22 protein-coding genes are annotated in these 24,046 nt (G+C 71.6%); 15 read left to right on the top strand and 7 right to left on the bottom strand.

Annotated elements, in window-relative coordinates:
* Positions 1 to 210 precede the first annotated feature (210 nt).
* Together AC3IPY_RS12835 and gabT are read right to left on the bottom strand one after the other, a co-directional pair.
* The gene (locus tag AC3IPY_RS12835; protein ID WP_489184665.1) at positions 211 to 1,200 is read right to left on the bottom strand and encodes an asparaginase; all 990 of its coding nucleotides are present in this window, start codon (positions 1,198 to 1,200) and stop codon (positions 211 to 213) included.
* A gap of 4 nt (positions 1,201 to 1,204) precedes the next feature.
* Positions 1,205 to 2,581 carry a 4-aminobutyrate--2-oxoglutarate transaminase gene (gene gabT / locus AC3IPY_RS12830; protein ID WP_489184664.1) on the bottom strand — a complete coding sequence of 459 codons (1,377 nt, stop codon included), beginning with the start codon at positions 2,579 to 2,581 and terminating at the stop codon, positions 1,205 to 1,207.
* 158 nt (positions 2,582 to 2,739) lie between these two features.
* Between gabT and AC3IPY_RS12825 the strand changes: the two genes are divergently transcribed.
* Complete coding sequence (locus tag AC3IPY_RS12825; protein WP_489184663.1) at positions 2,740 to 3,216, top strand: OsmC family protein; 477 nt, start codon at positions 2,740 to 2,742, stop codon at positions 3,214 to 3,216.
* Between the two features lie 26 nt (positions 3,217 to 3,242).
* Here AC3IPY_RS12825 and AC3IPY_RS12820 read toward each other — a convergent pair whose 3' ends face one another.
* The gene (locus AC3IPY_RS12820; protein ID WP_489184662.1) at positions 3,243 to 4,142 is read right to left on the bottom strand and encodes a hypothetical protein; all 900 of its coding nucleotides are present in this window, start codon (positions 4,140 to 4,142) and stop codon (positions 3,243 to 3,245) included.
* 217 nt (positions 4,143 to 4,359) lie between these two features.
* On the bottom strand, positions 4,360 to 5,082 hold the full coding sequence (locus tag AC3IPY_RS12815; RefSeq protein ID WP_489188330.1) for a lysophospholipid acyltransferase family protein: 723 nt from the start codon (positions 5,080 to 5,082) through the stop codon (positions 4,360 to 4,362).
* 176 nt (positions 5,083 to 5,258) lie between these two features.
* Between AC3IPY_RS12815 and AC3IPY_RS12810 the strand changes: the two genes are divergently transcribed.
* The 6 genes from AC3IPY_RS12810 (at position 5,259) to AC3IPY_RS12785 (ending at position 10,924) form a co-directional block, all read left to right on the top strand.
* The gene (locus tag AC3IPY_RS12810) at positions 5,259 to 5,897 is read left to right on the top strand and encodes a 4'-phosphopantetheinyl transferase family protein (RefSeq protein WP_489184661.1); all 639 of its coding nucleotides are present in this window, start codon (positions 5,259 to 5,261) and stop codon (positions 5,895 to 5,897) included.
* A gap of 105 nt (positions 5,898 to 6,002) precedes the next feature.
* Positions 6,003 to 7,088, top strand: coding sequence for a 1-deoxy-D-xylulose-5-phosphate reductoisomerase (dxr, locus tag AC3IPY_RS12805; RefSeq protein ID WP_489184660.1), 1,086 nt, complete (start codon positions 6,003 to 6,005; stop codon positions 7,086 to 7,088).
* 65 nt (positions 7,089 to 7,153) lie between these two features.
* Entirely contained in the window at positions 7,154 to 8,479 is a 1,326-nt protein-coding gene (locus AC3IPY_RS12800; protein WP_489184659.1) for a M50 family metallopeptidase, read from the top strand.
* 118 nt (positions 8,480 to 8,597) lie between these two features.
* Positions 8,598 to 9,830, top strand: a complete 1,233-nt coding sequence (locus AC3IPY_RS12795) for a sensor histidine kinase (RefSeq protein ID WP_489184658.1) — start codon at positions 8,598 to 8,600, stop codon at positions 9,828 to 9,830.
* A complete protein-coding gene (locus AC3IPY_RS12790) occupies positions 9,827 to 10,489 on the top strand; it encodes a response regulator (protein WP_489184657.1) in 663 nt (220 codons plus the stop codon). Before AC3IPY_RS12795 ends, AC3IPY_RS12790 begins: the two co-directional genes overlap by 4 nt.
* A gap of 132 nt (positions 10,490 to 10,621) precedes the next feature.
* Positions 10,622 to 10,924, top strand: coding sequence for an SHOCT domain-containing protein (locus AC3IPY_RS12785; RefSeq protein ID WP_489184656.1), 303 nt, complete (start codon positions 10,622 to 10,624; stop codon positions 10,922 to 10,924).
* 71 nt (positions 10,925 to 10,995) lie between these two features.
* Here the strand turns inward: AC3IPY_RS12785 and AC3IPY_RS12780 are convergent, their stop codons facing one another.
* Together AC3IPY_RS12780 and AC3IPY_RS12775 are read right to left on the bottom strand one after the other, a co-directional pair.
* The gene (locus AC3IPY_RS12780; RefSeq protein ID WP_489184655.1) at positions 10,996 to 12,252 is read right to left on the bottom strand and encodes a low temperature requirement protein A; all 1,257 of its coding nucleotides are present in this window, start codon (positions 12,250 to 12,252) and stop codon (positions 10,996 to 10,998) included.
* A gap of 97 nt (positions 12,253 to 12,349) precedes the next feature.
* The gene (locus tag AC3IPY_RS12775; RefSeq protein ID WP_489184654.1) at positions 12,350 to 13,534 is read right to left on the bottom strand and encodes an acetyl-CoA C-acetyltransferase; all 1,185 of its coding nucleotides are present in this window, start codon (positions 13,532 to 13,534) and stop codon (positions 12,350 to 12,352) included.
* Between the two features lie 129 nt (positions 13,535 to 13,663).
* On the opposite strand from AC3IPY_RS12775, the gene AC3IPY_RS12770 reads away from it, so the two are divergent.
* The 5 genes from AC3IPY_RS12770 (at position 13,664) to AC3IPY_RS12750 (ending at position 18,879) form a co-directional block, all read left to right on the top strand.
* Positions 13,664 to 14,437 carry a CoA transferase subunit A gene (locus AC3IPY_RS12770; RefSeq protein WP_489184653.1) on the top strand — a complete coding sequence of 258 codons (774 nt, stop codon included), beginning with the start codon at positions 13,664 to 13,666 and terminating at the stop codon, positions 14,435 to 14,437.
* Between the two features lies 1 nt (position 14,438).
* Positions 14,439 to 15,083, top strand: coding sequence for a CoA transferase subunit B (locus AC3IPY_RS12765; RefSeq protein WP_489184652.1), 645 nt, complete (start codon positions 14,439 to 14,441; stop codon positions 15,081 to 15,083).
* 213 nt (positions 15,084 to 15,296) lie between these two features.
* Entirely contained in the window at positions 15,297 to 15,926 is a 630-nt protein-coding gene (locus AC3IPY_RS12760; protein WP_489184651.1) for a hypothetical protein, read from the top strand.
* An 87-nt stretch (positions 15,927 to 16,013) separates the two neighbouring features.
* A complete protein-coding gene (gene ispG / locus AC3IPY_RS12755) occupies positions 16,014 to 17,144 on the top strand; it encodes a flavodoxin-dependent (E)-4-hydroxy-3-methylbut-2-enyl-diphosphate synthase (RefSeq protein WP_489188328.1) in 1,131 nt (376 codons plus the stop codon).
* Positions 17,145 to 17,310: 166 nt separating this feature from the next.
* Positions 17,311 to 18,879 (top strand): hypothetical protein, encoded by a 1,569-nt coding sequence (locus AC3IPY_RS12750; protein ID WP_489184650.1) that lies wholly within the window; start codon positions 17,311 to 17,313, stop codon positions 18,877 to 18,879.
* Between the two features lie 52 nt (positions 18,880 to 18,931).
* On the opposite strand, the gene AC3IPY_RS12745 is transcribed toward AC3IPY_RS12750, so the two are convergent.
* Positions 18,932 to 20,191, bottom strand: coding sequence for an FAD-dependent oxidoreductase (locus AC3IPY_RS12745; protein WP_489184649.1), 1,260 nt, complete (start codon positions 20,189 to 20,191; stop codon positions 18,932 to 18,934).
* 261 nt (positions 20,192 to 20,452) lie between these two features.
* Between AC3IPY_RS12745 and AC3IPY_RS12740 the strand changes: the two genes are divergently transcribed.
* From AC3IPY_RS12740 to AC3IPY_RS12730, 3 genes are all read left to right on the top strand, one after another.
* On the top strand, positions 20,453 to 21,037 hold the full coding sequence (locus tag AC3IPY_RS12740; RefSeq protein WP_489188327.1) for a PadR family transcriptional regulator: 585 nt from the start codon (positions 20,453 to 20,455) through the stop codon (positions 21,035 to 21,037).
* A 66-nt stretch (positions 21,038 to 21,103) separates the two neighbouring features.
* Positions 21,104 to 22,870, top strand: a complete 1,767-nt coding sequence (locus AC3IPY_RS12735; protein WP_489184648.1) for a proline--tRNA ligase — start codon at positions 21,104 to 21,106, stop codon at positions 22,868 to 22,870.
* A gap of 81 nt (positions 22,871 to 22,951) precedes the next feature.
* Positions 22,952 to 24,040 (top strand): LOG family protein, encoded by a 1,089-nt coding sequence (locus AC3IPY_RS12730; protein WP_489184647.1) that lies wholly within the window; start codon positions 22,952 to 22,954, stop codon positions 24,038 to 24,040.
* The last annotated feature ends 6 nt before the right edge of the window (positions 24,041 to 24,046 follow it).

Below are 24,046 nucleotides of genomic sequence, written 5' to 3'. Positions count from 1 at the left end.
GAGCAGCAGGGCGGATGCCGCGACCGGAACCCGATCCGGTGCGGCATCCGCTCGGCGAACCATGGCGCTCGTCCGAGCGAGGCGTTCGACCGACCCGCTTCGACCGAGCCGCGCAGACCGAGCCGCGCAGAACGAGTCGCGCAGAACGAGCGGCGCAGACCGAGCGGCGCAGACCGAGCGGCGCAGACCGAGCGGCGCAGACCGAGCCGCTCAGACCGTCGCGCGGATCTCGCCGACGCGGCGATCGCCGCCCATGATCCACAGATCGAGCTCTGTGGCCACCCGGTCGACCGCGCCGTCGTCGATCGCCCCGGCGTTCGCGAGCAGGCGCAGGGCGATGATGGTCGAGGCGCGCGACGAGCCGTCGAGCACCTTGAGCGCCGTGGTCGTGCCGTTCGGCGCGGTCATGACCATGACGCCCTCGGCGCCGAACTTGGCGAACACGCCGAGGCGCTCGATCGCGACGGTGTCGGGCTGGCCGGGGCCGGCGATCGCCCAGGCGTTCTCGCGAACCCCCTCGGTGAGCGCGGCGGCCTCGCGGAAGAGTGCGAACGGCGAGGACGGCGCCGCGGTCGTGATCTTCTGGATGCCGCGGGCGAGGCCGGTGAGGCTGACCGCGTGCACGGGTGCGCCGCAGCCGTCGGGCGCGGTCGCCGCCGGGCGCTCGCCCGTGAGGCGCTCGAGCACGTCGAGGATGCGCTTCTGCAGCGGATGCGCCGGGTCGAGGTATCCGTCGAGCGGCCAGCCGTTGGCCGAGCAGGCCAGCAGCATCGCGGCATGCTTGCCGGAGCAGGTCATGTAGACGCGTTCGCGGGGGCCGCCCGAGCGCGCGAGCTCTTCGCGTGCGGTCTGGTCGAGGGGCGCCGAGGGCGGGCAGCCGAGCGCGGACTCGGGGATCGAGGCGCGCGAGAGCAGGCCGCGCACGAGGGCGACGTGCGCGGCGGTGCCCGAGTGGCTGGCGGTCGCGATGGCGGCGTCTTCACCCCTGAGGGTGACGCCAGAGGCCATGACGGCCACGGCCTGGAACGGCTTCATTGCCGAGCGGGGGAAGACGGGCGTCGCCACGTCGCCGAGGGCGCGCAGCTGCTCGCCCTCGGGGGAGAGCACGACGGCGGAGCCGGCGTGCCTGGACTCGGTGAAACCACTGCGTTCGACCACGGCGAGTTGGACGGCGTCGGAGATGGAGAAGGTCTCGGTCACCGGATCAACCGAGTGCCGCGAAGCCGTCGTCGAGCACGTGCAGGGCGTCGTCGATGAGCTCGTCGCTCACCGCGAGGCTCGGCAGGAACCGCAGGACGTTGCCGTAGGTGCCGGCGCTGAGCAAGAGCACGCCCTGCTGCGCGGCGTACGCGACGAGCGAGCTCACGGCCTCGGGGTTCGGTGCCTTCGTGGTCGTGGCGGTGCCGGGCTGCACGAGCTCGATCGCGATCATGGCGCCGAGTCCGCGGACGTCGCCGATGATGTCGTAGCGCCGCCGCAGGCGGTCGAGGCCGGCGGTGAGCGTCTCGCCGATGCGCGTCGCCTCGGCGAGCAGGTCGTTCGCCTCGATCGACTCGAACACGGCCACGGCCGCCGCGCAGGCGACCGGGTTGCCGCCGAACGTGCCGCCGAGGCCGCCGGCGTGCGCGGCGTCCATGATCTCGGCGCGGCCGGTGACGCCCGCGAGGGGGAGGCCGCCCGCGATGCCCTTGGCGGAGAGCACGAGGTCGGGCACCCAGCCGAAGTGCTCGCTCGCGAACCAGCGGCCGGTGCGCGCCATGCCCGACTGGATCTCATCGGCGATCATGACCACGCCGTGCTCGGTGCACCAGGTCTGCAGCGTGGTGAGGAAGCCCTCGGCCGGCACCATGAAGCCGCCCTCGCCCTGGACCGGCTCGACGACGAGGCAGGCGAGGTCGCTCGCCCCGACGACCTTCTCGAGGTAGGCGATGGTGCGGGCCGCGGCATCCGCGCCGGTGAGTCCGTCGCGGTAGGGGTACGAGCTCGGCGCGTGGTAGACGTCGCCGGCGAACGGGCCGAAGCCGGTCGCGTACGGGTGGGCCTTGTAGTTCATGGCCATCGTGAGGTTGGTGCGACCGTGGTACGCGTGGTCGAGCACGGCGACGGCGCGGCGGCCGGTGTGCTTGCGCGCGATCTTGACGCCGTTCTCGACGGCCTCGGCGCCGGAGTTCACGAGCACGCTGCGCTTCTCGTGGGTGCCGGGCGTGTGCTCGGCGAGCAGCTCGGCGACGCGGACGTACTCTTCGTAGGGCGTGATCGTGAACAGCGTGTGGATCACGTCCTGCAGCTGCGCCGCGGCCGCCTCGACGACGGATGCCTCGGTGTGGCCGATGGTCGTGACGCCGATGCCCGCGCCGAAGTCGATGAACTGGTTGCCGTCGACGTCGACGAGCACGGCGCCGTTCGCGCGCTCGATGTAGACGGGCAGCGCCGATGAGACCCCGGCGGAGACGACCTTCGCACGTCGCGCGTGCAGTTCTTGCGACTTCGGGCCGGGGACCGCCGTGACGATGCGGCGCTCCTGCGGCACCGAGTAGACGGGTGCGGCCTTGGTGTCTGCGGGTGTCTGGATGTCAGTCATGATGCCTTCCAGACTAGCGCCGAGCCGTCGCCGCCCGCGGTCGATCAGCGGGTGATCGAGGGCCTTCGCCCGCGACATCCGGATGCCTCGGGCTAGCGTGGACCCCGCCGGGAATCGTCTCGGCCACGCAGCGCGAAGCACGAGAACGGAGCCGCAAGATGATCGGTGAGCACGCCTACGCCGTCGACCTGGAGTGGACCGGCGCCCGGGAGGGCGGCACCACGGGATACCGCGCCTACGGCCGCGACCACCTGCTGCGCGCCGCCGGCAAGTCGCAGGTCATCGAGGGCTCGAGCGACCGGGTGTTCCACGGCGACGCCGAGCGCTGGAACCCCGAGGAACTGCTGCTCGGCGCGCTCAGTCAGTGCCATATGCTCTCGTACCTGCATGTCGCGACCCTGCACGGCGTGGTCGTGGTCGGGTACGCGGATGCCGCGACCGGCGTGATGGTCGAGGACGGGCGCGGCGGCGGTGCGTTCCGCGAGGTGACGTTGCGTCCGCGCGTGGTCGTCGCCGAGGCGGCGATGCTCGACCTCGCCCACGAGATCCACGCGGAGGCGGCCGCGAAATGCTTCATCGCGGCATCCGTCGCCTTCCCGGTCGGGCACGAGCCCGAGGCATCCGTCGCCGGCTGAGGCGACGAAGCGCCGAGGCACGCGCGTCAGGGGGTGTCGACGACCGCGGGCAGCGTGGGCTCGACCGGGCAGGCGTGCCCTCCGACGAGCCGTGTGCATGGTGCGAAGAACGCGGGGTAGCGCTCGGCCGTGGGGTCGCCGAACCAGCGGTGCCAGAGGCGCCAGAAGTTGAGGTTGCCGTAGGCGCCGCAGTCGTCGCCGCCCTCGGGGTTCGCCAGCGTGGCCGCGTTCGGCTGGTACGGCGTGTAGTTGTAGAGGTTGGCCGTGGCCTGGTTGCGGATCTCGACGGTGCTCGCCCCGCATGCGGCATCGGGGTTGTACCCGACCTCGGTCGCGCCGATCATGTACCGGCGATCGGGGTGCTCGGTGTACTGCCGGAACTGCCAGGCCGCGTTGTACACCTGGTTGAAGAACCCGAAGTACTCCTGGTCGCAGTCGGCCGTGTCGGGGCAGGCGTAGCCCGTGGCGCGCAGGTAGCCGTCGGCGGTCGGCCGGGTGAGCAGCGACTGCTCCTTCTGCAGCAGCACGAGCAGCGTGCGCGGGCTGATGCCGCAGGCCTCGGCCACCTTCTCGAGGATGCGGCTCGCGGGCTCGTCGACCCCGCCGCGGTACTCGGCGCAGTGCGTGCCGCCGACGGCGGGCTGGGTGGTCGTGGTCTCGGTGTACTCGGCGAGGCAGTCGATGCCGATGTCGGCCCGGCACGGAACCCGCTCGAGGAACGCCTGGATCCCGCGCTCGTCCATGGCGTCGCTGTTGTAGAACGCGTCGTCGCTCACGATGAGCCCGGGGGAGAACTCGGTCGCGGGCGGCTCGGGCAGCGTGCGGTCGACCTGCACCGGCTTCGCGGGCGCCATGACGCAGCCGGCGAGTACGAGCGCGGCGGCCACGGCCGTGGCGAGGCGTGCGAGGCGGCCGGCGGTGGTCATCCGGACGACCCTATCGCGACCGGCGAACCGGGGGCTGTGAATCGGGCGGATGTCGCGGGTCGGGCCCCCGACGACCTTGCAGGAACTCTCGACCTGCCGTGGGCATGTCGGAGCCGGACACGCCGAGGGGGGCGCAGAAGTTCCTGCACTTCAGGTGAGGTCGCGGGGCGCGCTGCTGCGATGATCCCGCCGGATGCCGCGGGGCGGCGCCGGCCGATCAGAGCCGCTCGCGCGGCACGACCTTGTCGGCGAACTTCGCGAGCGCGCCCTGCGGGGGCGTCTCGTTGTAGACGCCGGCGAGCTCCTGCTCGGAGAGTGCGTGGATGCCGGCCATGATCTCGTCGGTCGCGCCGCGCCTGGCGCGCCCCGAGGTCGCGGCGCCGTGGCCCGAGACGTCGATCGGCGCGCCGAAGCGCACGGTGACCGGACGCACGCGGGGCAGCTTCGCGCCGACGGGCTGGATCTCCTGCGTGCCGACGAGCCCGACCGGCACGACGAGGGCGCCCGTCTGCAGCGCGAGCCAGGCGACGCCCGTGCGGCCGCGATAGAGGCGTCCGTCGAGCGAACGGGTGCCCTCGGGGTAGATGGCGAAGGCGTTGCCGGCCTCGAGGATGCCGCGGCCGGCGTCGAGCGCGGCCTGCGCGTCGGCTCCGGCGCCGCGCTTGACGCCGACGGCGCCGATCGCCGTGAAGAAGGTGCGCGAGACCCAGCCGCGGAATCCGGTGCCCGTGAAGTAGTCGTCCTTCGCGAGGAACTGCACGGGCCGAGGCGAGGCGAGGGGGATCACGACACTGTCGATGAACGACAGGTGATTGCTCGCGAGGATGACCGGGCCGCTCGCGGGGATGTGCTCGGTGCCGGTGATCTTCGGGCGGTAGATGCCCAGTGCGATCGGACGCAGGATGCCGCGGATGATGCGGTACGCCGGACCCTGCCGCACGGGGCCGGTGGCGACCTCGCCCGCGTTCTCGCCGGTGTCGCGATCGGTTCTGCCCTCGTCGTGCTCTGTCACCCTCCGACCCTAGGCGTCGCACCATTCCGGGGCGGGCATATGGAACGGCGGTTCGATCGGCGCCGTGCGCGCACCGTGCGCGCGCCGTGCGCGAAGATGGGGGAGTGGACGCGCCCCTGCACGATGAGCCGATCGAGCTCGGCGGCACCGGCGTGCGCGTGCGCGTCGTGGCGGGCCCGCGCCGGCAGCCGGGCCCCGACGCACTGCTCCGATCCCTCATCGCCGAGGCGGCCTCCGTGCCCGCCGGCGATGTCGAACTCGTGCACGAGTGCGAGCAGTGCGGCGCCAGGCACGGCCGGATCACGGTCGCCTACCCGCTCACGGCGTCGGGCACGCCGAGGTACGCGGATGTCGCGATCGAGGGCGACGCGATCGTCGCGGCGACGGGCACGAGGCATCCGCTCGGGGTCGCCGTCGAGCCGGTCGCGCTCGCCGCGGGCGCGGTCATCGACGAGGCCGCGCTGCACCCCGACGAACGCGCGGCGCTGCAGGAGCTCGAGGCCGAGGATGCCTCGCTCGCGAGGGCGACGCTGTGGGCGCGCAAGACCGCGCTGCTGCGGGCCCTGGGCCACAACGACTTCATCGAGCCCTCGCGCCTCGCGCTCTCGGCGCCGCACCTCGACGGCGGAGTCGGGCGCATCGAACGCGGGGTCCCCGAGTTCGGGTCGTTCTGGCGCGAGGTCGTCTTCCACGACGTGCCGGTGCCCGGCCGGCGGGCGGCGTCGGTCGCGGTCATCGGCTGACGCGGGGCTCGATACGGCGCCGGCGCGCCTGCTCGACCGGCGCTGGGTCCCGTCTCGCCGGTCGAGGAGCGGAGCGTATCGAGACCGCGCCCGTACAGTGGTGACGTGCGTTCAGTCATCATCCTCGGCTCCACCGGTTCGATCGGCACCCAGGCCCTCGACGTCATCCGCGCCAATCCACGTCGTTTCGAGGTGGTCGGCCTCGCGGTCGGCTCGAATCGCGCGGCGCTCGAGGCGCAGGCCGCCGAGTTCGGCGTGGAGCACACCGCGGTCGGCATCGACGAGGCCGTGCAGCTCGTGCGCGACGTCGACGCCGACGTCGTGCTGAACGGCATCACCGGCTCGGTCGGCCTCGGCCCGACGCTCGCGACGCTCGAACGCGGCATGACCCTCGCGCTGGCCAACAAGGAGTCGCTCATCGTCGGCGGCGACCTCGTGACCCGGCTCGCGAAGCCGGGTCAGATCGTGCCCGTCGACTCGGAGCACTCGGCGCTCGCGCAGGCGCTGCGCTCGGGCACCGACGACGAGGTGCGCCGGCTCGTGCTCACCGCGTCCGGCGGCCCGTTCCGCGGGCGGCGCCGCGACGAGCTGGCCGACGTCACACCCGCCGAGGCGCTCGCGCACCCGACGTGGGACATGGGCCTCGTCGTCACGACGAACTCCGCGACGCTCGTGAACAAGGGCCTCGAGGTCATCGAGGCGCACCTGCTCTTCGATGTGCCATACGACCGCATCGACGTGACCGTGCACCCGCAGTCGATCGTGCACTCGATGGTCGAGTTCGTCGACGGCTCCACGATCGCGCAGGCCTCGCCGCCCGACATGCGACTGCCCATCTCGCTCGGGCTCGACTGGCCCAACCGAGTCGCCGCCGTGGGCCGCCCGCTCGACTGGACCGTCGCCTCGTCGTGGACCTTCGAGCCGCTCGACCATGAGGCGTTCCCCGCCGTGGCGCTCGCCAAGGAGGTCGGCCGCGCCGGCGGCGACTACCCGGCGGTCTTCAACGCCGCCAATGAAGAGGCCGTCGCCGCGTTCCACGCCGGCCGCATCGGGTTCCTCGACATCGTCGACACGGTGCGCGCGGTCGTCGAGGCGCATGAGTCCCCCGAGGGCAAGGTCACGGTGGCCTCGCTGGCGGAGTCGGAGCGGGTCGCGCGGGCGGCCGCGAACGCGCGCATCGCTCGCGCGTAGCGGAGGCATCCGCTCTCCCAGCAGAGCGTCAGCAGACGTGAAGACTTCGGCAGTACGCTCATCGGGTGGATTCCGTGCTGCCGTTCCTCCTCGGCGTTCTCGTCATCGTTCTCGGCCTCGCCGTGTCCATCGCGCTGCACGAGATCGGGCACCTGGTTCCCGCGAAGCTCTTCGGGGTCAAGGTCACGCAGTACATGATCGGCTTCGGCCCGACGCTGTGGTCCAAGCGCCGCGGCGAGACGGAGTACGGGGTCAAGGCCATTCCGCTCGGCGGCTACATCTCGATGATCGGCATGTTCCCACCGGCCAAGGGCGAGCAGGTGCACGCCGACTCCACGGGGTTCTTCAAGGGCCTCGTGCAGGATGCGCGCGACTCCAGCCAGGAGTCGATCACGCCGGGCGACGAGCAGAGGGCCTTCTACCTGCTTCCCGTCTGGAAGCGCATCATCATCATGTTCGGCGGCCCGTTCATGAACCTCGTGCTGGCCGTCGTGATCTTCGGCGTGCTGCTCATGGGGTTCGGCATCCCGCAGTCGACGACGACCGTCGCCTCGGTGAGCGCCTGCGTGCTGCCGGCCACGAGCGAGCGGCAGACCTGCGAGCCCGGCGACCCGGCGGCTCCGGGCGCCGCGGCCGGCCTGCAGCCCGGGGACACGCTCGTCTCGATCGACGGCGAGCCGCTCACCTCGTGGGAGCAGTCCACCGCGATCATCCGCGCCAACCCCGGTGAAGACCTCGCGGTCGTCATCGTGCGCGACGGCGCCGAGCAGACGCTCACGGTCACGCCCTCCCTCAGCGAGCGGTACGTCGTCGGCGACGACGGCAAGGTCGTGACGGACGACGCGGGCGAGCCGGTGACCGTCGAGGTCGGCTTCGTCGGCATGGGCCCGACCAGCGCGCGCATGCAGCAGCCCGTCACCGAGGTGCTGCCCGCCGTGGGCGAGAACATCGCCGGCGTCGCCGGCATCATCGTGAACCTGCCCCAGCGCATGATCGACGTGGCGAACGCCGCGTTCGGCCCGGAGGAGCGCGACCCGAACGGACCGCTCAGCGTCGTCGGCGTCGGTCGCGTCGCGGGCGAGGTCGCCGCGAGCGACCAGATCGCGAGCGTCGACAAGGTCGCGGGCCTGCTCGGCATCCTCGGCTCGCTGAACATCGCCCTCTTCGTGTTCAACCTCATCCCGTTGCTCCCGCTCGACGGCGGGCACATCGCCGGCGCGCTCTTCGAGGGCATCCGCCGCGCGTTCGCGAAGCTGTTCCGCCGCCCCGACCCGGGGCCCGTCGACATGGCCAAGCTCATGCCGCTCACCCTCGGCGTCGTCGTGGTGCTCGGTGCCATGAGCGCGCTGCTCATCTACGCCGACCTCGTGAAGCCGGTGCAGCTGTTCTGATCGTGTCGAACCGCTCCGCCTTCGTCGCAACCGCTGCGACGCCGTACTCCGACGGGAGTACGCGATGAGGCGCCCCGCGGAGGATTCGCGGCCGGCCGCCCCTCGATACGATCCTGGGATGCCCTTGCCACCATGGGAGACCCGATCCGGCTGGGACGGCCCGCCCTCGATGGGCGGCAGCCCGGGCGGGGATCCGAGCGGCCGATGGAACGGCGACGGGGCGGGCCGGCGATTCCGCCCTCCCGCGACGTTCCGCCTGCTCGCGCCCGTCGTCGTCAGCCTGCTCGTGCAGGTGCCCGCCGCGATCGGCATCGCCGCGTGGATGAACGTCGGCTGGGCGGCCGGCCTCGGCCAGGTGCTGCTCGCCGCGATCGGCCCGATCGCACTGCTCGCCGTGCGCCGGTGGCCCGGCCCGACGGTCGCCTTCGTCGCGCTCGCCGGGCTCGCCGACCTGCTGCTGACGCCCGACGCGGGCCCGCCCTACATCGCCCTCGCGTTCGCGATCGTCATCGCCGTCTCCCGTGGCGCCGTCGTCTGGGCGGCCGGCGCGGTGGTCACCGCGTGGGTCGCGGCGATCGTGCTCATCACGGCGTGGGGTCAGTCGTGGCATCCGTTCCGCGCGGCGATCACGACGCTCGCGCTCGCCGCCTGCTTCGGCATCGGGGCGTTCGTGCGCACCAGGTCGGAGCGCATGCAGCGGTATCGGGCCGAGGCGATGGCACGCCGCCAGAGCGCCGAGGAGCGCGAGCGCGTGCGCATCGCGCGCGAACTGCACGACGTCATCGGGCACGCGCTGTCGCAGATCAACGTGCAGGCCAGCGTCGGCCTGCACCTCATGGACCGCGATGCGGAGCAGGCGCGCACCGCCCTCGCGAACATCAAGACCACCTCGAAGACCGCGCTCGAGGAGGTGCGCAGCGTGCTGGGCGCCATCCGCACCGACGCCGACGCCCCGCTCACGCCGCAGGCGGAGCTCGCGGAGCTGCCGCGCCTCGTCGCAGGCGTCGGCTCGCCCGACCTCGATGCGCGCCTCGACGACCGTCTCGAGGGCGATGCGCCCGGCCGCGCCGCGCAGTTCGCGGCCTACCGCATCGTGCAGGAGGCGCTCACGAACGTCGTGCGCCATGCCGAGGCCTCCCACGCCGTGGTCACCGTCGCGCGCGAGGGCGACGTGCTGCGCCTCACGGTCGACGACGACGGCATCGGCCCGGTCGAGGCATCCGTCGACGGCAGCGGCATCCTCGGCATGCGCGAGCGTGCGGCGCTGCTCGGCGGATCGGTGCACGTCGAGGCCTCGCCCGAGGGCGGCACGAGGGTGGACGCCCGGCTGCCGTGGACGGCGACGCCGTGATCCGCGTCGCGCTGGCCGACGACCAGCTGCTCGTGCGCGCGGGGTTCCGTGCGCTGCTCGACGCCGAGCCCGACGTCGAGGTCGTCGGCGAGGCGTCCACCGGTTCGGAACTGCTCGAGCTCGTGCGCCGGCAGCCGGTCGACGTGGTGCTCATGGACATCCGCATGCCGGGCGGCGACGGGCTCTGGGCCACCGAGCAGATCGCGGCCGACCCGGCCCTCGTCGGCGTGCGCGTCGTGATCGTGACCACGTTCGAGCTCGACGAGTACGTGGCCCGCGCGGTGCGGGCGGGGGCGAGCGGCTTCCTCGTGAAGGACACCGAGCCCGTCGACCTGATCCGCGCCGTGCGCGTGGTCGCGAGCGGCGAGGCGCTGCTCTCACCCGGCATCACGAAGCGCCTGCTCGAGCGCATGGCCACGGGCCTGCGCGACGCACCCGACGCCGAGCGGCTCGCCGCCCTCACCGACCGCGAGCGCGAGGTCCTGCGACTCGTCGGACAGGGGCTCACGAACGACGAGATCGCCGCCCGGCTCGTGCTCTCCCCGCTCACCGCGAAGACGCATGTGTCGCGCATCATGGCCAAGCTGCATGCGCGCGACCGGGTGCATCTCGTGGTCGTCGCCTACGAGTCGGGGCTCGTGGCGCCCGGCTGGCAGTAGCGGCGCACCCCACGGACTGCTCCCGGGGGAGCAGGCGAAGTGCCTCCCACGGGCGGATTCGCGGATGCCGCGAGCTGACGAGACTCGAATCGACGACCTGAAGCGCAGGTCGCACGATCAAGGGAACACACCATGCTCACCACCCTCGCCACCACCGCAACCGTGGCCGCGCACGCCGGACCCTGGGCGGCCGGCTTCGGCTGGGTCTTCTTCCTCATCCCGCTGTTCTGGCTGCTCGTCATCGGCCTCATCATCTTCGGCGTGAGCCGTCGTCGCCGCGCGTGGGCGGCCGAGGGCTACGGTCCGGGTGCGCCGTGGATGCGCGGCGCGAGCGCGGAGTCCACGCTCGCCGAGCGGTTCGCCAAGGGCGACATCGACGAGGTCGAGTACCGCGCCCGCCTCGAGGTGCTGCGGGCGAACCGGCCGAACGCCTGACCCGACGGGGTCGACGCGCGAGGGGCGGATGTCGCGGCATCCGCTCTTCGTCCTGTCAGGTCGATGCCGACTCAGTCGCCGAGGGCCCGGTGCAGGGCCGCGGCCTGGTGTCGGTGCCCGACGGTCTCGTAGCCGACGACGATGACGAACGGCGAGGTGGCGGTGATGAGCAGGCCGATTCCGAAGCTCGCGCCGGCGGCGACCGTCACGACGGCGAGCAGGAGCGCGGCGATCGACCCCAGGAAGAGCCACAGCTGGAACGGGTCGAACTGCCGCAGCAGGAACGAGTACACCGTGAAGAGCGCCACGAGGAAGATCCCGACCGGCACGACGACCGTGAGCAGCGCCGGAACGATCCCGATGTGGGCGACGCCCTCGGTGACGTAGGCGGCGACGTGCAGCCCGGCGCCGGTGGCCGCGAGGCTGAAGAAGATGAAGTAGTGCAGGTAGCCCCACACGAATCCGCGTTCACGGAATCGCGCGAGCACTTTTCCCGAGGGCATGCTGAAGTACGCCCACCAGAGGCCGAAGACGAGCGCGGTCCCGGCGAACGCGAGGGTCACGGCCTCGATCGACCATCCCTGCTCCTCGATCACCGCCGAGACGGCGAGGATGGTGCCGAGCACGATCTCGCCGAGCGTGATGATCACGAGCAGTCCGTAGCGTTCGGCGATGTGGTGGGCATGCCACGGCGTGCCGCCCTGCGGGCCGTGCTCGGCGACGTACGGGCCGACGAGCTCGAGAAGCACGAGCATCGCCGTGAACGCGAGCGTCGGCGCGAGCGGCAGGTTGACGAAGAGGAGCGCGAGCCAGCCCACCTGCGTGATCGAGACGAACCACACGTAGGTGAGCGCCGTGCGCCGTCGTGCCGGGTCGTGCCTCGCCGCCCGCAGCCAGAGCGCGATCGTGGCGGCACGCATGACCACGTAGCCCGCGATCACGACCGCGTTGTCGACATGCTCGCCGGCATCGAGCGAGTGGAACAGCTGCGGCAGCCCGAGGGCGAGCACGAGCACGCCGAGCATCTCGACCATGGTGGCGACGCGGAAGAAGACGTCGTCGTTGTCGTAGGCCGACGAGAGCCACGAGAAGTTGAGCCACGCCCACCAGATCGCGAACACGGCGAACACGAATCCCGCCAACGCCGGCCACCAGTGCCCGAGCTCGAGCAGATGCGCCGTCTGGGAGCCCGCCTGGCTGAACGCGACGACGAACATGAGGTCGAAGAGCAGCTCGAGCGGTGTGGACGCACGATGGGCCTCGTTCGGGTCGCGACCGGTCATGCGTCGGAGCCGGTGATCGAGCGGCGGGTGCGCTGACGTGCTCATGGCGCAATCGTGACATGACCCGTGCGCAGGGCATAGACCCGTGCGCAGGGCATAGACCCGTGCGCAGGGCATAGACCCGCGCGCACGATGCCCGGCGTCAGCGCGAGAGCAGCAGCGCCTCGCCCTGACCGCCGCCGCCGCAGAGTGCGACCGCTGCCCGGCCGCCGCCTCGGCGCGAGAGTTCGAGCGCGGCGTGCAGCGCGAGGCGCGCGCCGGACGCGCCGATGGGGTGTCCGAGGGCGATGGCCCCGCCGTGCACGTTGACCTTCTCGGCGTCGAGGTCGAGGTCGTGCATCGACTGCAGCGAGACCGCCGCGAACGCCTCGTTGATCTCGACGAGGTCGAGGTCGGATGCCGCGAGCCCGGCCTTCTCGAGGGCGGCGGCGATCGCGTTCGAGGGCTGCGAGTGCAGCGAGTTGTCGGGGCCCGCGACCTGGCCGGCCTCGCCGACGAGCGCGAGCCAGGGGAGTCCGCGCGACTCGGCCCACTCGCGGCTCGCGACCACGACCGCGGCGGCGCCGTCGGAGATGGGCGAGGAGTTGCCCGCCGTGATCGTGCCGCCCTCGCTGAAGGCGGGGCGGAGCCGGCCGAGCACCTCGGCGGTCGAGTCGGGCCGAACGCCCTCGTCGGTCGAGACGACGACCGGGTCGCCCTTGCGCTGCGGCACCTCGACGGGCACGATCTCGTCGTCGAAGAGCCCCTCGGCTGCCGCAGCACCCGCACGCACGTGCGAGGCCGCCGCGATCTCGTCCTGCGCGGCTCGCGTGAGTCCGAGCCGGCCGTTGAACCGCTCGGTCGACGCGCCCATCGACTCGCGGTCGAACGCGTCGGTGAGGCCGTCGTTCGCGGCGTGGTCGAGCATCTCGACGCTGCCGTAGGTCCAGCCCTTGCGCGAACCGGGCAACAGCAGCGGAGCCTGCGTCATCGACTCCTGGCCGCCGGCCACGACGACGGATGCCTCGCCGAGGCGGATCAGCCGCGCGGCATCGGTGATGGCGGCGAGGCCCGACAGGCAGACCTTGTTGATCGTGATCGCGGGCACGCGCCACGGGATGCCGGCCGCGACCGCGGTCTGCTTGGCGGGATTCTGACCGGCGCCGGCCTGCAGCACCTGGCCCATGATGACCTGGTCGACGTCGTCGGGGGAGACCCCGGCCTTCGCGAGCGCACCGCGCACGGCGACGGCTCCGAGATCGACCGCCGACCGGGTCGCGAGGTTGCCGCTGATGCGGCCGAACGGCGTGCGGGCGCCGGCGATGATGACGACATCGGTGCTGGGCATCGGGGAGACTCCTTCGTCGGGGGTTGGTTGTGCGCTGGTTCCATCCTACGATTCGGTTAGGGAGCATTCACCGGATTCACGAAGTCCGGGCTGGGGCATCCGTCATCGAGTCGACGAGGAGGTCGTGACATGGCACTCGACAAGGTCGTGCAGAGCGCCGCGGAGGCGGTCGCCGACATCCCGGCGGGCGCGAGTCTCGCGGTCGGGGGTTTCGGGCTCTGCGGCATCCCGATGGTGCTCATCGACGCGCTGCTCGCGAGCGGCGTCGACGAGCTCAGCGTCGTGAGCAACAACTGCGGGGTCGACGACTGGGGACTCGGCGTGCTGCTCGCCGCGGGCCGCATCCGCAAGATGACCTCGTCGTACGTCGGCGAGAACCGCGAGTTCGCGAGGCAGTACCTCTCGGGCGAGCTCGAGCTCGAGCTCACCCCGCAGGGCACGCTCGCCGAGAAGCTCCGCGCGGGCGGCAGCGGCATCGCCGCGTTCTTCACGCAGACCGGCGTCGGCACCCAGGTCGCCGAGGGCGGTCTGCCGCAGCGGTACGCGGCCGACGGGTCGGTCGCGGTCGCGAGCGCGGCGAAGCCCGTGCAGAGCTTCCGCGTCGCCGGGCGCGAGCGGGAGTTCGTGCTCGAGGAGGCCATCACGACCGACTTCGCCCTCGTGCACGCACTGGTCGGCGACCGCCACGGCAACCTCGTGTTCGACAAGTCGGCCCGCAACTTCTCCCCGCTCGCCGCGATGGCCGGGCGGCTGTGCATCGCGCAGGTCGAGCGGCTCGTCGAACCGGGCGGGCTCGACCCCGACGCCGTGCACCTGCCCGGCGTGTTCGTCGACCGGGTCGTCGTGGTCGGGCCCGACATCGAGAAGCGCATCGAACGCCGCTTCGTGAGCGAGGAGGCCTGAGATGGCGCTGACCAGGGTCGAGATGGCCGCCCGCGCTGCGAAGGAACTGAACGACGGGGCCTACGTGAACCTCGGCATCGGCCTGCCGACGCTCGTGCCCAACCACGTGCCGGCCGGCGTCACGGTCGTGCTGCAGTCCGAGAACGGCATCCTCGGCGTCGGTCCGTACCCCCGCGAGGCCGACGTGGATCCAGACCTCATCAACGCGGGCAAGGAGACGGTCACGGTGCTGCCGGGCGCCGCCTACTTCGACTCCGCGACGAGTTTCGGCATGATCCGGGGCGGCAAGATCGACGCCGCGATCCTCGGCGCGATGCAGGTCTCCGCGGCCGGCGACCTCGCGAACTGGATGATCCCCGGCAAGATGGTCAAGGGTCCGGGCGGGGCGATGGACCTCGTGCACGGTGCACGCCGCGTCATCGTGCTCATGGAGCACGTCGCGAAGGACGGCTCGCCGAAGATCGTGCGCGAATGCTCGCTACCGCTGACGGGAAAGGCCGTCGTGGACCGCATCATCACCGATCTCGCCGTCATCGACGTGACGCCCGACGGGCTGCGACTCGTCGAGTGCGCCCCCGGCGTGAGCGTGGACGAGGTCGTCGCCGCGACCGAGCCGCCGCTCGACGTCGCGCACGTGGTCGACTAGCCCGTCGCCCTCCGGCGGTTCGAATCGTTATCGACGGCACCGTCGAGCAGCGGATGCCTCGTGCAGAATGTTCCTCGCGAGCGTTCCACGCTCGGATAGGGATGGTGCGCCGTGCGTCGATCGATTCGTTCGCTTGTGGGGTTCGCGGTGCTCGGCGTGCTCCTCACAGGGTGTGCACCCACATCCTCGGCGGCACCGTCGCCGTCGCCGACGGTGAGCACGACATCGACCCCCACGCCGACCCCGACCCCGACGCCGACGTCGGTCGCAGACCCCCTCGAGTCGGTGGAGTCGATCGTCATCGCCGCCGATGCGGTGTCGTTCGTCGACGGCAACGGAACCGAGGTCGCCGAGTTCGGCTATCTCGACGATCCGGCGCCGATCATCGAGGCCTTCACGGCCGTCTTCGGTGCACCGCCGACGAGTGAGCCCTACGACGGCACCAACCATGCTCCGCCTGGCGTTCGCCACGGGTGGGGCGACGCCCTCGAGGTGGACGAGCGCTTCTACGATGAGGCCCGCCGCGCCGAGTCGGATCCCGGACTCGCGTGGCCGAGGTTCGCCGTCTACGTCGACGAACCCGCCTTCGTCGGCGTCGCCCTCACCACGCCGTCGGGCGCGGTCGCCGGCATGACCTGGCCCGAATTCGACGCGATCGGCATCCCGAACCCCGGCTGGTCGTGCGCAGGTCCGCTCGTCGACATGATCGCGATCGACGGGTCCGACGCGAGGGGGCCGCGCGTGTTCGGGGTCGCCCTCGGCCCGTGGTGGTACGACGCACCCGAAACGGACACCGTCGAGTGGGTGGGCGCCCCGTCCGAGCAAGCCGAGGGCTGCGCCTGAGGCGCGCAGTCGGGACATCCGCCGCTCGCAGCCGTCGTCCACCCAGCCGGAACTAGACTGATCGACGTGCCTGCAGTGAATCTCGGAATGCCGAAAATCCCCGAAGTCCTGGCCCCGCGACGCAAGTCCCGCCAGATCAAGGTGGGCAAGGTGCTCGTCGGCGGCGACGCCCAGGTGAGCGTGCAGTCGATGACGACGACCCCCACGACGAACATCAACGCGACCCTGCAGCAGATCGCCGAGCTCACGGCCTCGGGCTGCGACATCGTGCGCGTCGCCGTGCCGAGCCGCGACGACGCCGAGGCGTTGCCGATCATCGCGAAGAAGAGCCAGATCCCGGTCATCGCCGACATCCACTTCCAGCCCAACTACGTGTTCGCCGCGATCGACGCGGGCTGCGCGGCGGTGCGCGTGAACCCCGGCAACATCCGCAAGTTCGACGACAAGGTCGGCGAGATCGCCGCAGCTGCCAAGGCGGCGGGCGTCTCGCTCCGCATCGGCGTCAACGCCGGTTCGCTCGACCCGCGCCTGCTCCAGAAATACGGCAAGGCGACGCCCGAGGCGCTCGTCGAGTCCGCCGTCTGGGAGGCGAGCCTCTTCGAGGAGCACGACTTCCACGACTTCAAGATCTCGGTCAAGCACAACGACCCGATCGTCATGGTCAAGGCCTACCGGCTGCTCGCCGAGCGCGGCGATTGGCCCCTGCACCTCGGCGTCACCGAGGCGGGCCCCGAGTTCCAGGGCACGATCAAGAGCGCGACCGCGTTCGGCATCCTCCTCGGCGAGGGCATCGGCGACACCATCCGCGTGTCGCTCTCGGCCCCGCCCGCGCAGGAGGTGAAGGTCGGCCTGCAGATCCTGCAGTCGCTGAACCTGCGCGAGCGCAAGCTCGAGATCGTCTCCTGCCCGTCATGCGGTCGCGCGCAGGTCGACGTCTACAAGCTCGCCAACGACGTCACCGACGGCCTCGAGGGCATGACCGTTCCCCTGCGCGTGGCGGTCATGGGCTGCGTCGTCAACGGACCGGGCGAGGCCCGCGAGGCCGATCTCGGTGTGGCATCCGGCAACGGCAAGGGCCAGATCTTCGTCAAGGGCGAGGTCATCAAGACCGTGCCCGAGTCCGAGATCGTCGAGACGCTCATCGCCGAGGCCAACCGCATCGCCGACGAGATGGGCGCCGACGCGCCGGTCGGCAGCCCGCAGGTGGTCACGCCGTAGCGCGCGGTCGGCGCAGAACCCGGGTTCGTCATGAGGCGTACTCCGGGCACGCACTGACGTGAGGATGTCTCGTCTCTCCTAGGTTGTGGCCGTGCGAGGCCGATGCCCGAGTTCCGCGGAGGCGGAACCGTCGACCCCGGGCATCACCTGAAACGGAGTGCGTCCCATGTCCGATCGAAATCCACTGCGTGCGCGGCTCGGGCTCGGCCTGAGCGGCGGCGTCATCGTCGCGACCGCGTCCCTGTTGTTCTCGCCCCTCGTCGCCAGCGCCGAGGAACCCCCACCGCCGGCCGCGGTCGAGTCCGCGGCATCCGAGTCCCCGGCGCCCGAGCCGGTTGCCGAACCGGCACCCGCGCCCGAGTCCGTCGCCGAGCCCGCGCCTGAGCCGGCGCCCGCACCCGAGCCGGCGCCCGAGCCTGCCCCTGCTCCCGAACCCGCTCCCGAGCCGCCGACCGTCGTGGTCGCCGAGCCCGGTGCGACCGTCGAGGAGACGCTCGACGAGGAGGTGGACACGCCCACCGTCACGCTCTTCACCGCGGAGGGCCCTGCGTCGACTCCCTCGGCGGCACGTGCGTCGACGCTCGCTGCGCCGGCCGCGGCGCCCGTCGTGGCCGCGGCTCCCGCACCGGGCGACCCCTGCTACCCGGCCGTCTGCATCACGAACGGCACGGTGCTGCTCGCCGTCAATCCCACGGGCGAGCTGAACGCCACCGACGGGACCGGCTCGGCCGCCGGACCCGGCGACGTCGGCCTCATGTACGTGCCGACGGGCAACGACTCGACCTCGCCCGGCTGCCTCTGCGAGGGCTGGGGCGTCGCCGACCCGGCGAGCGGTGTCTGGGGCGGGGCGAACCTCGACACGTTCGGCCCGGGAGGGCGGAACCTGACCGTCGAGTCCTTCGAGCACACGGGTTCGACCGCCACGTCCGTGACGGTCGTGAACGACGACGACAGCAAGCCGGTGTTCCGGGTGACGCATGAGTACAGGCCGTCGCCGGCGACGAAGAACCTCTACCAGGTGACGGTCACCATCGAGAACCTCTCGGGGGCGCCGATCGCGACGGTGCAGTATCGACGCGTCATGGACTGGGACATCGAGCCCACGGCGTTCAGCGAGCACGTCACGATCGACGGCGGCAGCGCGAGCGCGCTGATCTACTCGAGCGACAACGGCTTCGCCAGCCCGAACCCGCTCGCCGGGCCGTCGTCCATCCTCTTCGAGGGGAACGCGGTCGACAGCGGTCCAGCCGACCACGGCGCGCTGTTCGACTTCGCGTTCGGACCCCTCGGCGTCGGCGGCAAGCTCAGCTTCGTGATCTTCTACGGAGCGGCCGCATCCGAGGCCGAGGCGGAGGCCGCGCTCGCCGCGGTCGGCGCAGAGGTGTACTCGTTCGGCCAGAGTTCGCTCGACCCGACCGGCGGTTCGCCGAACACGTTCATCTTCGCGTTCGGCAAGGTCGGCGGTGCGCCGCTGTTCACGCCGCCGCCCGTCGAGGAGCCGAACCCCGCGCCGAACCCGGCACCCGAGCCGGCTCCGGTCGATGCCGCGCCCGTCGCGCCCGTCGCAGTGTCCGCGGTCGCCGAGGTCGCGGTCTCGGAGACGGCCACGACGGACGATGTCGCACTCGCGGCGACGGGCGTCGAGACCGCCTCCGCGCTGTGGATGGCCTTCGCGATGCTCCTCGCCGGAGCGGCCGCGTTCGCCCTGACGGCGCTCGGTCGTCGTCGCGCCTGACGACGCCCGATCGGCGGATGCCGGCACCCGTCACGGGTGCCGGCATCCGCCGTCAGTCGGTGCCGAGCAGGCGGCGGAGGCGCGGTGACTTCGGCGCGAGCGCCTCGGCCACGGTCATCGCCGACCGCACGGCGCTCTCGTGGGAGTCGGCGTCGTGGGTCGCGAGCCCCGCGAGCCAGAGCCCGTCCATGCCCTGCAGCGGGCGCAGGCGCGCCTGAGCGTCGAAGTAGTCGGGCGTGATCCTGCCGTGCTCGTAGGTCACGCGGGCGTAGAGCGGCTCGGGCATGCGCTCGTCGAAGCTCACCCAGCTCTTGAACACGGGCACGCCGAGCCGGGGGTTCCACACGGTCAACGAGCTGTGGCGGCCGTCCGTCCTGGCATTCACGACCGACCAGGATGCCTCGTGCTCGGGCATCAACCGTCGGTCGCCGTGGATGGCGATCGTCGTCTCGAACGTCTCGAACCTCGCGAGCTCGCGGGTGAGGGGATCGTGCGTCGGGATGCCGTCGAGGAGTGCGTGCGCGCGTCGCGGGTTGCACGCCAGCACCAGCCGTTCGAACGAGCCCGTCCGGCCCGAGGCATCCGTCACCTGCCAGGCGTCGCGTCGGCGCTCGACGCGCACGACCTCGGCGGCGAGGCGGATCTCGGTGGTCTCGAGCGAGTCGGCGATCGCGTCGACGTAGACGCGCATGCCGCCGACGATCTCGCTCTGCACCGGCGCGCGGAGCCCGGCGGCGGCGTTCGCGCCGAGGTAGTGGAGCGCGTTGTACGCCGTGAATCCGAGGAACTCGGCGCGGTCGACGCACCAGAACGCGACGAGGAGGGGCAGGAGGAAGTGGTCGACGAAGGGCTTCGGCAGTCGTGCGGCCTCGAGGTACTCGGCGATCGTGATCGTGGTGTCGCGCCGCGCGAGGAACGCGGGCAGGTCGTCGAGGAACCGCCGGAATCGCAGGAGCGTTCGCAGCGAGCCCGGCGCGAACGATCGAGGGATCGGCCACCCTCCGCGCATCGGCGGCATCGCGATCGGGCGCTGCCCCCGCGTGTCGTACACGGTCAGCGTGGCGTCGTAGTCGACCCGGGCCACGCCGAGGGCGTCGAGGAGGCGGTTGAAGCTCGCATACGCCGCACCGGGGGAGAAGAACTGGAATCCGGCGTCCACCCGGAGCGGGCGGCCGTACGCCTCGATGTCGACGGTGTGGGCATGTCCGCCGAGCCGCGGCTCGCGCTCGAAGACGGTGACCTCGTGCTGCTGATCGAGGAGCCAGGCGGTCGTCAGGCCCGCTGCGCCGCCGCCGACGACGCCGATCCTCACGACGCTGCCGGAGTCGAGGTCTGCACGAAGCGTGTGCCCATTCGCTCACCATACGGGCGATCGGCGGCTCGCGGTCCGGACGTGATTCTGCGTTCGACCTCGATCGACTTGACAACGATGCTTCACCGATATATCGTTAACCCATCGCAGACATTCTGCGAATGCTCTTTCATCAGGGCAGGACGAAAGGAGTCCGCGCTCATGACACGCGAACACTTCACTGAAAGCGACATCCGCCGTTCCGCAGATCGGCACGCTCGGATGTACCGCAGCCACACCCGCGGCGAAGGCCGCTTCCACCACGACCCCGGCCACGGGTTCCCGCATCGCGGCCCCGGCGGCTGGGACGACGCCGCATTCGCCGGCGGTCCCGGGTTCGGCCCTGGCTTCGGCGGCCGAGGCCCGCGCCGCCGCTCCAAGGGCGACGTGCGCGCGGCGATCCTCTCGCTGCTCGCCGAGAACCCGAGCAACGGGTACGCCATCATCAAGGCGGTCGGCGAGAAGACCGACGGCGCCTGGCGTCCGAGCCCCGGCTCGGTCTACCCGACGCTGCAGCAGCTCGTCGACGAAGACCTCATCGTCGCCGTCGGCGAGGGTCGCAAGACCGAGTTCCAGCTCACCGACGAGGGTCGCGCCTACGTGGCCGACCACGAGGCCGAGCTCGCCGGCGCCTGGGCGTCCGTGCCCAAGCCCAGCGAGTCGGCGACCGAGCTCTTCCAGGCGCTCGGCAAGCTCATGGGCGTCGCGGGGCAGTTCCGCCACGCGGCCACCGACGAGCAGCGTGCCGCCGCCGCCGCGAAGATCGACGAGACGCGCAAGGCGCTCTACCTGATCCTCGCCGAGTAGCACCCCGCAGCACCCACCGAGCACGCTCGGCACCATGGGCATCCGACCGGCTTCTAGACTGGTCGGGTGCCCACACGCCTTTCCAACTACTTCCTCCGCACGCTCCGTGAAGATCCCGCCGACGCCGAGGTGACCAGCCACCGCCTGCTCGTGCGCGCGGGGTACATCCGCCGACAGGCTCCGGGCGTGTTCGCCTGGCTGCCGCTCGGCCTTCGCGTCAAGGCCAAGATCGAGGCGATCATCCGCGACGAGATGACGAACGCGGGTGCCCACGAGGTGCACTTCCCGGCGCTGCTGCCGCGCGAACCCTACGAGGTGACCAACCGCTGGACCGAGTACGGCGACGGCCTCTTCCGCCTGCAAGACCGAAAGGGCGCCGACTACCTGCTCGCGCCCACGCACGAAGAGGTCTTCACGCTGCTCGTGAAAGACCTGTACAACTCGTACAAGGACCTGCCGCTCTCGATCTACCAGATCCAAGACAAGTACCGCGACGAGGCGCGTCCCCGCGCCGGACTCCTGCGCGGGCGCGAGTTCACCATGAAGGACGCGTACTCGTTCGACGTCTCCGACGAGGGCCTCGACGCCAGCTACCAGGCGCAGCGCGACGCCTACGAGCGCATCTTCACGCGGCTCGGCCTCGAGTACGTCATCGTCAAGGCGGATGCCGGCGCGATGGGCGGCTCGAAGAGCGAGGAGTTCCTGCACCCGACCCCCGTCGGCGAAGACACCTTCGTGCGGTCGGCCGGCGGCTACGCGGCGAACGTCGAGGCGTTCACCACGGTCGTGCCCGAGCCCACGTCGATCGAGGGACTGCCGGCCGCCGAGGTGTTCGACTCGCCGAACACGCCCACCATCGCGACCCTCGTCGACCTCGCGAACGCGAACCACCCGCGCCCCGACGGCCGCGACTGGACCGCGGCCGACACCCTCAAGAACGTCGTGCTCGCGCTGAAGAACCTCGACGGCACCCGTGAGATCGTCGTCATCGGCCTCCCGGGCGACCGCGACGTCGAGATGAAGCGCGTCGAGGTCGCCTTCGCCCCCGCCGAGGTCGAGCCCGCGACCGAGGCCGACTTCGCGAAGCACCCCGGACTCGTCAAGGGCTACATCGGCCCCTGGTCGCCCGAGGGCGCGGTGCTCGGCGAGACCTCGAGCACCGGCATCCGCTACCTCGTCGACCCCCGCGTCGTCGACGGCACCGAGTGGATCACGGGGGCGAACCTCGACCAGAAGCACGTCTTCGGCCTCGTCGCCGGTCGCGATTTCGTCGCCGACGGCACCGTCGAGGCGTCGAACGTGCGCGCCGGCGACCCCGCTCCCGACGGCTCCGGCCCGGTCGAGCTCGCGCGCGGCATGGAGATCGGCCACGTCTTCCAGCTCGGCCGCAAGTACGCCGAAGTGCTGGGGCTCAAGGTGCTCGACGAGAACGGCAAGCTCGTCACCGTCACCATGGGCTCGTACGGCATCGGCGTCACCCGCATCCTCGCGATCATCGCCGAGGGCAACAACGACGAGAAGGGCCTCGTCTGGCCCGCCTCGGTCGCGCCGTTCGACGTGCACGTGGTCGCCACCGGTCGCGACGCCGTGGCGTTCGACCTCGCCGAGCAGCTCTCGGGCGAACTCGAGCGCGCCGGCCTCGACGTGCTCTACGACGACCGCCCCAAGGTGTCGCCCGGCGTGAAGTTCGGCGACGCCGAGCTCATCGGCGTGCCGCGCATCCTCATCGTGGGCCGTGGCGCCGCCGAGGGCCAGGTCGAGCTCTGGGACCGCCGCACCGGCGAACGCGAGACGCTCGCGGCCGCCGACGCGGTGGCCGCGCTCCGCGGCTAGGGGCACGACCGCGTTCGGGCGGCAGGACATCCGGCGGCGCCGGCACGAGGCATCCGCTCGCTTCCATGCAAGGCTGGAGGCATGAGCCAGCACTCCGGCGTCGGCGAGACGCTTCCGCCCGAACTGCTGGCAGACGTGGATGCGCTCCTCGACGATGCCGGCGTCGTCGTCGATCGCGCGCTGGTGGCCCGCATCGTGCGGTCAGGGCTCAGGCTCGGCGCCGACGGCACCCGGCGGCTCGACCTGAAGATCACCGCGGCCGCGCTCGAGGAGATGCGCGACGCGTTCCGCCTGTTCGCGCCGTACGCATCGGTGCCGAAGGTCACCGTGTTCGGCTCGGCGCGCACGTCGCCGAACGACCCGCTCTACGGCCAGGCGCACGAGCTCGCGGCCGCGCTCGCCGACGACGGCTGGATGGTCGTCACCGGCGCGGGGCCCGGCATCATGGAGGCGGCGAGCACGGGCGCGGGGCGCGGCCGGGCGCTCGGGGTCTCGATCCGGCTGCCGTTCGAAGAGGAGCCGAACGCCGCGATCGAGGCGGGCAGCAACGTCGCGATGAAGTACTTCTTCACCCGCAAGCTCATGCTCGTGAAGGAATCGCGCGGCTTCGTCTGCCTGCCCGGCGGCTTCGGCACGCTCGACGAGACCTTCGAACTGCTCACACTGCAGCAGACCGGCAAGGCCGAGCCGACGCCGATCGTGCTGCTCGACGCACCCGGCGGCGGCTATTGGCACGGGCTCCGCGCATTCATCGAGAGCCAGCTCGTGCCGCTCGGCCTCATCTCCGCCGACGACCTCGACCGCGTGCTCATCACCGACAGCGTGTCGGCGGCTGCACGCGAGATCACGGGCTTCTGGCGCAACTACGACTCGCTTCGCTGGGTCGGGGGCCGCCTCGTGCTGCGGCTCAACGCACCGCCGACCGACGACGAGCTCGACGAGCTGAACGCCCGCTTCGGCGGGCTGCTCGCCGAGGGACGCATCGAGCGCGCCGAGCCGTTCCGCGTCGAACGGGCCGACGACGACGCGGTCGACCTGCCGCGCATCGCGTTCGCGCTCGACCAGCGTCGGGTGGGCGAGCTGCATCGCATCATCCGCGCCGTGAACGCCTTCGGATCCGCGCCCGACGCGGCGACGCCGCCCGTGGTTCCCACCGCGACCGAGCGCTGAGCCCGT

Source organism: Agromyces sp. GL_144, from assembly GCF_057834305.1.
Note: the sequence above shows the minus strand (reverse complement) of the source record. Positions and strands in the feature narration are given on the sequence as shown.